This window comes from Pseudomonas sp. GM21 (genome assembly GCF_000282215.1).
Lineage (GTDB): Bacteria > Pseudomonadota > Gammaproteobacteria > Pseudomonadales > Pseudomonadaceae > Aquipseudomonas.
The window spans coordinates 35,662-46,640 of sequence record NZ_AKJS01000108.1 but is presented as its reverse complement, the minus strand read 5'-3'; the positions used below and the strand labels follow the sequence as shown (position 1 = coordinate 46,640).

Annotated in this window: 9 protein-coding genes; all 9 read left to right on the top strand. The window is 59.6% G+C overall.

All coding sequences use genetic code 11. The features are described from left to right. Window positions 1-221: 221 nt before the first annotated feature. The 9 genes from flhA to PMI22_RS11250 all read left to right on the top strand — a co-directional run bounded on the left by flhA (window position 222) and on the right by PMI22_RS11250 (window position 10,970). Window positions 222-2,351: a flagellar biosynthesis protein FlhA gene (gene flhA, locus PMI22_RS11210; protein WP_007946778.1), complete on the top strand. Its 2,130-nt coding sequence runs from the start codon at window positions 222-224 to the stop codon at window positions 2,349-2,351. Between the two features lie 11 nt (window positions 2,352-2,362). Beyond that, window positions 2,363-3,697, top strand: a complete 1,335-nt coding sequence (gene flhF, locus PMI22_RS11215) for a flagellar biosynthesis protein FlhF (protein ID WP_007946777.1) — start codon at window positions 2,363-2,365, stop codon at window positions 3,695-3,697. 116 nt (window positions 3,698-3,813) lie between these two features. Beyond that, window positions 3,814-4,644: a flagellar synthesis regulator FleN gene (fleN, locus tag PMI22_RS11220; protein WP_007946776.1), complete on the top strand. Its 831-nt coding sequence runs from the start codon at window positions 3,814-3,816 to the stop codon at window positions 4,642-4,644. Beyond that, on the top strand, window positions 4,641-5,381 hold the full coding sequence (gene fliA, locus PMI22_RS11225) for an RNA polymerase sigma factor FliA (RefSeq protein WP_007946775.1): 741 nt from the start codon (window positions 4,641-4,643) through the stop codon (window positions 5,379-5,381). The genes fleN and fliA overlap by 4 nt, the downstream gene beginning before the upstream one ends. A gap of 168 nt (window positions 5,382-5,549) precedes the next feature. Beyond that, window positions 5,550-5,921, top strand: coding sequence for a chemotaxis response regulator CheY (locus PMI22_RS11230; RefSeq protein ID WP_003183998.1), 372 nt, complete (start codon window positions 5,550-5,552; stop codon window positions 5,919-5,921). A gap of 22 nt (window positions 5,922-5,943) precedes the next feature. Then, entirely contained in the window at window positions 5,944-6,732 is a 789-nt protein-coding gene (locus PMI22_RS11235) for a protein phosphatase CheZ (protein WP_033049368.1), read from the top strand. A 53-nt stretch (window positions 6,733-6,785) separates the two neighbouring features. Beyond that, window positions 6,786-9,032 (top strand): chemotaxis protein CheA, encoded by a 2,247-nt coding sequence (locus tag PMI22_RS11240; protein WP_007946771.1) that lies wholly within the window; start codon window positions 6,786-6,788, stop codon window positions 9,030-9,032. A 49-nt stretch (window positions 9,033-9,081) separates the two neighbouring features. After that, window positions 9,082-10,230 carry a protein-glutamate methylesterase/protein-glutamine glutaminase gene (locus PMI22_RS11245; protein WP_007946770.1) on the top strand — a complete coding sequence of 383 codons (1,149 nt, stop codon included), beginning with the start codon at window positions 9,082-9,084 and terminating at the stop codon, window positions 10,228-10,230. Continuing rightward, entirely contained in the window at window positions 10,230-10,970 is a 741-nt protein-coding gene (locus tag PMI22_RS11250; RefSeq protein WP_007946769.1) for a flagellar motor protein, read from the top strand. Before PMI22_RS11245 ends, PMI22_RS11250 begins: the two co-directional genes overlap by 1 nt. The last annotated feature ends 9 nt before the right edge of the window (window positions 10,971-10,979 follow it).

Here is a 10,979-nt window from a genome sequence, read left to right as displayed (position 1 = left end):
AGCCTGCGAGGCTGCGTCCGGCTGCGCAGCAGTCGTAGATTCTTGACCACGCGACCGCTTCGCAGTCGAACGCAGCCTCGCGGGCTCGGCAGCTGCTACAACAAAACCCCAATCAATCCTTCTATTCCAAGCGTCTGCAAAAGTTGGAAGGCTTCTTGCAATAGCCGCCCTGCGCCTGCTTCAGGCGTCAAAAGTTTGCTTTAAAGGAACGGGGAAAACCGGTGGATCGCTCTCAGTTACTCAACAATGCCCGCACAAACGTCGCCGACTTGAGTCGGGGCAATCTGGGTGTGCCGTTGTTGCTGCTGGTCATGCTGGCCATGATGATGCTGCCGGTGCCGCCGTTCCTGCTGGACGTGTTCTTCACGTTCAACATTGCGCTGTCCATTGTTGTGCTGCTGGTCTGCGTCTACGCGTTGCGGCCACTGGATTTTGCGGTGTTCCCGACCATTCTGCTGGTGGCGACGCTGTTGCGACTGGCGCTGAACGTGGCCTCCACGCGAGTGGTGATGCTCCACGGTCAGGACGGTCACGCCGCCGCCGGTAAGGTGATCCAGGCCTTCGGTGAGGTGGTGATCGGCGGTAACTACGTGGTCGGTATCGTGGTCTTCGCGATTTTGATGATCATCAACTTCGTCGTGGTGACCAAGGGTGCCGGGCGGATTTCCGAGGTGAGCGCGCGATTCACCCTCGATGCGATGCCCGGCAAGCAAATGGCAATCGACGCCGATTTGAACGCCGGCCTGATCGATCAGAACCAGGCCAAGTTGCGCCGGATGGAAGTGGCCCAGGAAGCCGAGTTCTACGGCTCCATGGACGGTGCCAGCAAATTCGTGCGCGGTGACGCCATTGCCGGCCTGCTGATTCTGTTTATCAACCTGATCGGCGGCATGGCGGTCGGTATCTTCCAGCACAATATGAGCTTCGCCGACGCCGGCAAGGTTTACGCGTTGCTGACCATCGGTGACGGTTTGGTGGCGCAATTGCCATCACTGCTGTTGTCCACTGCGGCGGCGATCATGGTGACCCGTGCTTCCGGTTCGGAAGACATGGGCAAGCAAATCAACCGCCAGATGTTCGCCTCGCCAAAAGCGCTCGCCGTCGCAGCGGGTTTGATGGCAGTGATGGGCCTGGTGCCAGGCATGCCGCACTTCTCCTTCCTGAGCATGGCGGCGGTCGCTGCCTGTGGTGCTTACCTGTTCTGGAAGAAGCAGAACGTGGTCAAGGTCCAGGCCCTGCAAGAGGTCAAGCGACAGCAGGAACTGCTGCCTTCGCCGGCCCGCGCCATGGAGACCAAGGAGCTGGGCTGGGATGACGTCACGCCAATCGACATGATTGGCCTGGAAGTCGGCTATCGCCTGATTCCACTGGTGGACCGCAATCAGGGTGGGCAACTGTTGGCGCGGATCAAGGGCGTGCGCAAGAAGCTGTCCCAGGACCTGGGCTTTCTGATGCCGACGGTGCATATTCGTGACAACCTCGACCTGGCACCCAGTGCCTATCGCCTGACCCTGATGGGGGTGATTCTGGCTGAGGCGGAGATTTATCCGGAGCGCGAACTGGCGATCAACCCGGGGCAGGTCTACGGCACGCTTAATGGCATAACCGCCAAAGATCCGGCTTTTGGGTTAGAGGCGGTCTGGATCGAAATCAGTCAGCGCGCCCAGGCGCAATCGCTCGGTTACACCGTGGTCGATGCCAGTACGGTCGTGGCCACTCACTTGAACCAGATTCTGTACAAACACTCCAGCGAACTGATCGGTCACGAAGAAGTCCAGCAACTCATGCAATTGCTGGCCAAAAGCTCGCCCAAGCTGGCTGAGGAGTTGGTTCCGGGCGTGGTTTCGCTGTCGCAGTTGCTTAAGGTGTTGCAGGCGCTGCTGGCCGAACAGGTGCCCGTGCGAGATATTCGCAGCATCGCCGAGGCGATCGCCAACAACGCCGCCAAGAGTCAAGATACTGCCGCTCTGGTGGCCGCTGTGCGTGTCGGCGTATCCCGCGCAATCGTCCAAAGCATTGTAGGCACTGACTCTGAGCTACCCGTGATCACTCTGGAACCAAGGTTGGAACAGATATTGCTCAATAGTCTGCAGAAGGCAGGACAAGGCTCGGAAGAGGGTGTTCTGCTGGAGCCAAGCATGGCTGAAAAACTGCAGCGCTCGTTGATCGATGCCGCGCAGCGTCAAGAAATGCAAGGTCAACCGGTGATTCTGCTGGTGGCCGGCCCGGTTCGCGCGATGTTGTCGCGATTTGGCCGACTGGCAGTCCCGGGCTTGCATGTGTTGGCTTACCAGGAAATTCCTGACAACAAGCAAGTGACCATCGTTGCGACAGTAGGGCCCAACGGCTGAGGTAGTGGTTTATGCAAGTTAAGCGTTTTTTCGCCGCCGATATGCGTCAGGCCATGAAACTGGTTCGTGATGAGCTGGGCGCCGATGCCGCCATTATTGGCAATCGCCGGATTGCCGGTGGTGTCGAGTTGACGGCTGCGCTGGATTACAAATTGTCGGCGCTGGCCCCGCGTGTTCCGAACATGGAACTCGAGGATGAGCTGCGCAAGACCCAGTCGCGCATCGTGACGGCCCAGGCCGAATTGAGCCTGCGTGGCGACGGCGAAACCGAAGGCGACAAGACCACCAATCGCCAGTTGTTCGCCGGCCTGCCATTGACGGCCGCCGAGCCGCTGATCGAACCGACCTACGCCGAACCGCGTCGCGCGGCACCCGCCCCGGCACCTGCCGCCGGCGGTGTTGACCCACGTGCGTTCGACTCGATGCGTTTTGAGCTCAACAGCCTGCGCGAACTGATGGAAGTGCAACTCGGCTCGCTGGCCTGGAATCAGCTGCAAGGCAGCCGTCCGGCCCAGGCTAACCTTTGGCGTCGCCTGCAACGCATCGGCCTGTCCGGCCCGTTGTCCCGCGATTTGTTGGCTATGATTCCTGACATTGATGAACCCCGTCAGGCGTGGCGCATGTTGCTGGCGCATTTGGCGCGGATGATCGCCACACCGGAAGTCGAGCCACTGGAAGAGGGCGGTGTGATTGCCATGGTCGGTCCTGCCGGTATGGGCAAGACCACCACCCTGGCCAAGCTCGCCGCCCGTTACGTACTCAAGTACGGTGCACAGAATATCGCGCTGGTGAGCATGGACAGCTTTCGCATTGGCGCCCAGGAGCAGCTCAGGACGCTCGGGCGGATTCTCAATGTGTCGGTGACCCATGTCGATCCGGGGCAGTCATTGGTACAGGCGCTGGAACCGCTGCTGCGCAAACGCGTGGTGTTGATTGATACCGCGGGCCTTCAGGCCAGCGATCCGGCACTGCGTATGCAACTCGAAAGCCTGGCCGGACGTGGCATCAAATCAAAAAATTATCTGGTGTTGGCAACCACTAGCCAGAAACAGGTTCTAACAGCCGCTTATCATAGCTACAAGCGTTGTGGGCTCGCTGGCTGCATCCTGACTAAACTGGATGAAACGGCAAGTCTGGGCGAGGTGTTAAGCCTGGCGATCAGTCATGAGTTGCCGGTGGCTTACCTGACCGACGGCCCGCGGATTCCGGATGATTTGCATCTGCCGCGCCGTCATCAGTTGGTCAGCCGCGCCGTCAGCGTACAAATGCAGGAAGAACCCAGCGAAGAAGCCATGGCTGATATGTTCGCTGATATTTACCACAGCCCGACCAAGCAGGTCGGCTAAGGTAGTAATGAACAGTTTTTGTACCTACATCGATGGCCTGCCATGCATTGTTCCTTTAGCGAACGCGCAGCCAGTAATGTGGCCTCCGTCTATGCAAGACAAGGTAAAGAAATAACATGGGCAGCATGCATCCCGTACAGGTGATTGCGGTGACCGGCGGCAAAGGTGGCGTCGGCAAGACTAACGTGTCAGTGAATTTGTCACTGGCCCTGGCCGAGCTCGGCCGTCGCGTCATGCTGTTGGACGCTGACCTGGGCCTGGCGAATGTCGACGTCCTGCTGGGACTGACACCCAAACGTACCCTGGCCGACGTGATTGAAGGCCGCTGCGAGCTGCGCGACGTTCTGTTGCAGGGGCCGGGCGGTGTTCGAATCATTCCGGCGGCCTCCGGCACACAGAGCATGGTTCACCTGAGCCCGGCTCAACACGCCGGCCTGATCCAGGCCTTCAGCGACATCGGTGACAACCTCGACGTCCTGGTGATCGACACGGCTGCGGGTATTGGCGACTCGGTCGTCAGCTTTGTTCGTGCGGCGCAAGAAGTCTTGCTGGTGGTCTGCGACGAGCCGACCTCCATCACCGACGCTTACGCGCTGATCAAGTTGCTTAACCGCGATTACGGCATGAACCGCTTCCGCGTCCTGGCCAACATGGCCCAGAGCCCGCAAGAGGGTCGTAACCTGTTCGCCAAGTTGACCAAGGTCACTGATCGCTTTCTCGACGTCGCTCTGCAGTACGTCGGCGCGGTGCCTTACGACGAAAGCGTGCGCAAGGCCGTGCAGAAGCAACGCGCTGTTTACGAAGCCTTCCCGCGTTCCAAGTGCGCCCTGGCCTTCAAGGCCATCGCGCAGAAGGTCGATACCTGGCCATTGCCTGCCAACCCGCGCGGGCACCTGGAATTTTTCGTCGAGCGGCTCGTGCAGCAGACCGCGGGTCCCGTTCTATGACAGCCAGTGGCTACAACCTCTACAAGAACTCGGCACGTGACGCGCAGTACGAGCTGATCGAGCGTTACTCGCCACTGGTCAAACGCATTGCTTACCACTTGCTGGCCCGTCTGCCAGCCAGTGTTCAGGTTGAAGACCTGATCCAGGCCGGGATGATCGGCCTGCTGGAAGTGTCGACCAAATACGACGCCAGCAAGGGCGCGAGTTTCGAGACGTACGCGGGCATACGAATCCGCGGCGCCATGCTTGATGAAGTGCGCAAGGGGGACTGGGCTCCGCGTTCGGTCCACCGAAATACCCGCATGGTCAGTGACGCAATTCGCTCTATTGAAGCTAAAACCGGTCGTGACGCTAAAGATCACGAGGTTGCGGCCGAACTCCAATTGAGTCTCGACGATTATTACGGGATTTTGAACGACACCCTCGGTAGCCGCTTATTCAGTTTCGACGATCTGTTGCAGGACGGCGAACACGAAGGGCTGCACGAGGATGGCGCGAGTGCTCATCTCGAGCCGTCACGCGATCTGGAAGATGAACGCTTCCAGGCAGCGCTGGCGGACGCGATTGCCAATTTGCCGGAGCGTGAGCGACTGGTGTTGGCGCTGTACTACGACGAAGAGTTGAATCTCAAGGAAATCGGTGAGGTCCTGGGGGTCAGCGAATCGCGGGTCAGCCAGTTACACAGCCAGTGCGCGGCCCGTTTGCGGGGGCGTTTGGGGGAGTGGCGAGCGCGCTGAAGGCAGTGTGGGGGACACTGCGAACGAGTCTGGTGCGGTTTTGAACGGCACTGGTCGCGATCTGTTGTGCTCCAGACAGTCATCGAATGCATTGCCGGTTTGAATGAAATGGCGTGTCCAGGTGCTGGGCGCGTTTAAGACTGCTTGGAGGTCGAATTGGACAAGAACATGAAAATCCTCATCGTTGATGACTTCTCAACGATGCGGCGGATCATAAAAAACCTGTTGCGTGACCTTGGGTTCACCAACACGGTCGAAGCCGACGATGGCACTACTGCCATTCCGGTTCTCAACAGCGGAAGCATCGACTTTCTGGTAACGGACTGGAACATGCCTGGCATGACCGGTATCGATTTGCTGCGCCACGTGCGCGCCGATGAAAAGCTCAAGCACTTGCCGGTGCTGATGGTGACTGCTGAAGCCAAGCGCGAGCAGATCATCGAAGCGGCCCAGGCCGGTGTAAACGGCTATGTCGTCAAACCCTTCACGGCCCAGGCGTTGAAAGAAAAAATCGAGAAGATTTTCGAACGCATCGGTTGATCCACTGCGCCACGGGGGAGCTATGGAGCATAAAGAATCTTCAATGGGCGATTTTGAATCGACCCTGAAAAAACACGCAGTGGAACTGGTCGAGAGCCTTGAAAAGGGCAGGTTCGGCGACGCTGTGCAATTGATCCATGAGCTCAATCAGACCCGTGACCGCGGCCTGTACCAGGAAGTGGGCAAGCTCACTCGCGAGCTGCACAGCGCGATCGTCAATTTCCAGATTGACCCGAACATGCCGCAAGCCGAGGAAGTTTCACAGATCACGGACGCCACTGAGCGCCTGGGGTATGTGGTCAAGCTGACCGAGGCTGCGGCCAACCGCACCATGGATCTGGTGGAGAGCGCCACGCCGCTGGTCAACAGCTTGAGCGCAGAAGCCCAGGCGTTGAGCACGGACTGGAGCCGGTTCATGCGTCGCGAAGTCGGGGCGCAAGAGTTCCGTGAGCTGGCCCGTCGGGTCGACGGTTTCCTGACTCGCAGCACCGAAGACAACCGCACGGTGTCGAGCAACCTCAACGACATCCTGCTCGCTCAGGATTACCAGGACCTCACCGGTCAGGTCATCAAGCGCGTGACTCAATTGGTCACCGAAGTTGAAAGCAACTTGCTCAAGCTCGTACTCATGGCCAGCCAGGTAGATCGCTTTGCGGGTATCGAACATGACCGTGAATCGATGCTGGCTGAAAAAGATCCGCAAAAACATCTCTCTCAGGGTGAAGGTCCGCAGATTCATGCCGATAAAAGAGAAGATGTTGTGTCCGGTCAGGACGATGTGGACGATTTGTTATCCAGCCTAGGATTTTAGAGTTTTAGCATTTTAGGTTTTTTAGGTTTTTAGACCTCAGGAGCACCCCCTTAATGAGCTTCGGCGCCGATGAAGAGATCCTTCAGGATTTTCTGGTTGAGGCCGGCGAGATTCTGGAGCAACTGTCCGAACAGCTGGTCGAGCTTGAAAGCCGACCGGATGATGCGGACTTGCTCAATGCAATTTTTCGCGGTTTTCACACTGTAAAAGGGGGCGCCGGCTTCCTCCAGCTCAACGAGCTGGTGGAGTGCTGCCACATCGCCGAGAACGTGTTCGACATCCTGCGCAAGGGTGAGCGACGCGTGGATTCGGAACTGATGGACGTGGTCCTGGAAGCGCTGGACGCGGTGAACAGCATGTTCAGCGAAGTCCGCGAGCGCAGCCCTATCACGGCTGCAACACCTGAATTGCTCGCGGCACTGGCCCGTCTGGCCGAGCCGCAATCGGCCGATGAACAGGCACCCGTTGCTGAAGCGGCGCAAGCACCTGCTGCTGAAACTGAATCGGACGACATCACCGATAACGAATTCGAACAACTGTTGGACTCGCTGAACGCTGTCAAGGCTCAGGCCGAAGCTCCGGTTGCTACACCCACGCCGGTCAACGATGCCGCGGCCAGCGACGAAATCACCGACGCCGAGTTCGAGTCACTGCTCGATCAACTGCACGGTAAAGGCCAGTTCGCTGTCGATGCCGTGACCGCCGCACCCGCCGCGCCCGTTGCCCCGAAAGCAGCAGGCGACAGTAGCGACATTACCGATGACGAATTTGAAGCACTGCTCGACCAGTTGCACGGCAAAGGCAACTTTGCGGTGGATGCGCTGGAGTCGGCCATTGCTTCGGTATCGGTACCGGCTGCGCCGACTGCAGCTGCAGCGGGCGGCGATCTGATCTCCGATCACGAGTTCGAAGCGCTGCTCGACGAATTGCATGGCAAAGGCAAGTTCAGCGAAGTAGCGACCGGTTCTGCCGCCTCTTTCGTCGCGGCGCCAGTCGCCAAGGCGGTCGCACCGGCACCGGTTGCCAAGACGCCTGAGCCCAAAGCCGAAACACCGAAACCGGTGGCCGCCGCCGCACCGGCCCCGGCCCGTGCTCCGGCCGCGCCGCCAGCGGAAAAACCGGCCAGCGAAGCCGAGACCACGGTGCGGGTCGATACCGCGCGTCTGGACGAAATCATGAACATGGTCGGTGAGTTGGTGCTGGTGCGTAACCGCCTGGTTCGCCTGGGCGCCAACAGTGCTGACGAGGCCATGTCGAAGGCTGTGTCGAACCTTGATGTGGTGACGGCTGACCTGCAAACCGCGGTCATGAAGACCCGGATGCAACCGATCAAGAAAGTGTTCGGGCGCTTCCCGCGTCTGGTTCGCGACCTGGCTCGTCAGCTCAAGAAAGAAATCAACCTGGAACTGGTCGGCGAAGAAACCGACCTCGACAAGAACCTCGTCGAGGCCCTGGCCGACCCTCTGGTCCACTTGGTGCGCAATGCGGTCGACCACGGCATCGAGTCGCCGGAAGAACGTGAAGCCTCGGGCAAGTCCCGTGGCGGCAAGGTAATTCTTGCTGCGGAACAGGAAGGCGACCACATCCTGCTGTCGATCTCCGATGACGGCAAAGGCATGGACCCGCAGGTCCTGCGTTCCATCGCGGTAAAGCGTGGAGTGATGGACAAGGATGCTGCGGATCGCTTGAGCGACACTGAGTGCTACAACCTGATCTTCGCGCCAGGGTTCTCGACCAAAACCGAGATCTCCGACGTGTCGGGTCGTGGCGTGGGCATGGACGTGGTGAAAACCAAGATTTCCCAGCTCAATGGTTCGATCAACATCTACTCGACCAAGGGCCAGGGCTCGAAGATCGTCATCAAGGTCCCGTTGACCCTGGCGATCATGCCGACGCTGATGGTCATGCTCGGCAACCAGGCATTTGCGTTCCCGCTGGTGAACGTCAACGAGATCTTCCACCTCGACCTGTCGACCACCAACGTGGTGGACGGCCAGGAAGTGGTGATCGTGCGCGACAAGGCGCTGCCACTGTTTTACCTCAAACGCTGGCTGGTCAGCTCCGCCGCTCACGAAGAGCAGCGCGAAGGCCATGTGGTGATCCTTTCGGTGGGCACCCAGCGGATCGGCTTTGTCGTCGATCAACTGGTGGGCCAGGAAGAAGTGGTCATCAAGCCATTGGGCAAAATGCTCCAGGGAACCCCGGGCATGTCGGGCGCCACCATCACCGGTGACGGCCGTATTGCGCTGATTCTCGATGTACCGAGCATGCTCAAGCGTTACGCCACGCGGCGTATTTGATTCTGGTGGAGCGGGGCGACTGAGCCTCGCTCCGTCTAATGGAGTGTTTATGGCAGTCAAAGTCCTGGTGGTGGACGATTCGGGGTTTTTCCGCCGCCGCGTCTCGGAAATTCTTTCAGCGGATTCGAATATCCAGGTCGTCGGTACGGCGACCAACGGAAAAGAGGCGATCGATCAGGCCCTGGCCCTCAAGCCGGACGTGATCACCATGGACTACGAGATGCCCATGATGGATGGCATCACGGCTGTTCGACACATCATGCAGCGCTGCCCGACGCCCGTGTTGATGTTCTCCTCGCTGACCCACGAAGGCGCCCGGGTCACCCTCGATGCGCTGGACGCCGGTGCCGTCGATTTCCTGCCGAAGAATTTCGAAGACATCTCCCGCAATCCGGAGAAGGTCAAGCAACTGCTGTGCGAGAAGATTCTCAGCATTTCGCGCAGTAACCGTCGCGCCAACACCTACAGCGCACCGGCCCCGGCCGCCGTGTCAGCGCCGACGCCCGCACCTGTGCCTGTGCCTGTTTCTGCAAGCGTCAGCAGTTACGCCAGCAGCGCACCGCCGCGTCCAGTGCCGGCACCGGTGCCGGCTCGTTCACATGCGCCTGCGCCGTCGTCGCCGGCTCCGAAACGCAAAGCCTACAAACTGGTTGCCATCGGCACGTCCACCGGCGGTCCGGTTGCGCTGCAACGGGTTCTGACCCAGTTGCCGGCGAACTTCCCGGCGCCGCTGGTGTTGGTCCAGCACATGCCGGCAGCGTTCACCAAAGCCTTCGCCGAACGCCTGGACAAGCTCTGCCGCATCAGCGTCAAGGAAGCCGAGGATGGCGACATCCTGCGTCCTGGCCTGGCGTTGCTGGCCCCGGGTGGCAAGCAAATGATGATCGATGGCCGTGGCGCGGTGAAAATCCTGCCGGGCGACGAACGTCTGAATTACAAACCGAGCGTGGACATCACCTTCGGCTCGGCCGCCAAGTCCTACGGCGACAAAGTTCTGGCGGTGGTGCTGACTGGTATGGGCGCCGACGGTCGCGAAGGCGCTCGCCTGCTCAAGCAGAGCGGCAGCGCGATCTGGGCTCAGGATGAAGCCAGCTGCGTGATCTACGGCATGCCGATGGCCATCGTCAAAGCCGAGCTCGCGGATGCGATCTACGGGCTGGAAGATATTGGCAAGCACTTGGTCGAGGCGTGTATCTGATGGATGTTTTAAGCCTTATCGGCATCATCATGGCGTTCGTCGCCATCATTGGCGGCAACTACCTTGAAGGCGGGCATCTCGGCGCGCTGGCCAACGGCCCGGCAGCCCTGATCGTACTCGGCGGCACCATCGGCGCAGCCTTGCTGCAATCGCCGATGAGCGCCTTCAAACGCGCCATGCAAATCCTTGGCTGGATTCTGTTTCCGCCTCGCGTTGATCTGGCCGGTGGCATTGATCGCGTGGTGAACTGGAGCCTGACCGCCCGCAAGGAAGGTTTGCTCGGCCTGGAAGGGGTGGCCGATGCCGAACCCGATAGCTACTCGCGCAAAGGCCTGCAATTGCTGGTTGACGGCGCCGAGCCGGAAGCGATTCGCAGCATCCTGGAAGTGGATTTCTACACTCAGGAAAGCCGCGACATCGAAGCCGCCAAAGTCTTCGAAAGCATGGGCGGCTACGCGCCGACCATCGGCATCATCGGCGCGGTGATGGGCCTGATCCATGTCATGGGCAACCTGGCCGATCCGACCCAATTGGGTAGTGGTATTGCCGTGGCCTTCGTCGCCACCATCTATGGTGTGGCCAGTGCCAACCTGGTGTTGCTGCCGATTGCCGCCAAGCTCAAGTCCGTCGCCTTGCGCCAGTCGCGCTATCGCGAAATGTTGCTGGAAGGGATTCTGTCGATCGCCGAAGGTGAAAACCCTCGCTCCATTGAGTTGAAGCTTCAGGGCTTCATGGATTGATGGGGGAAA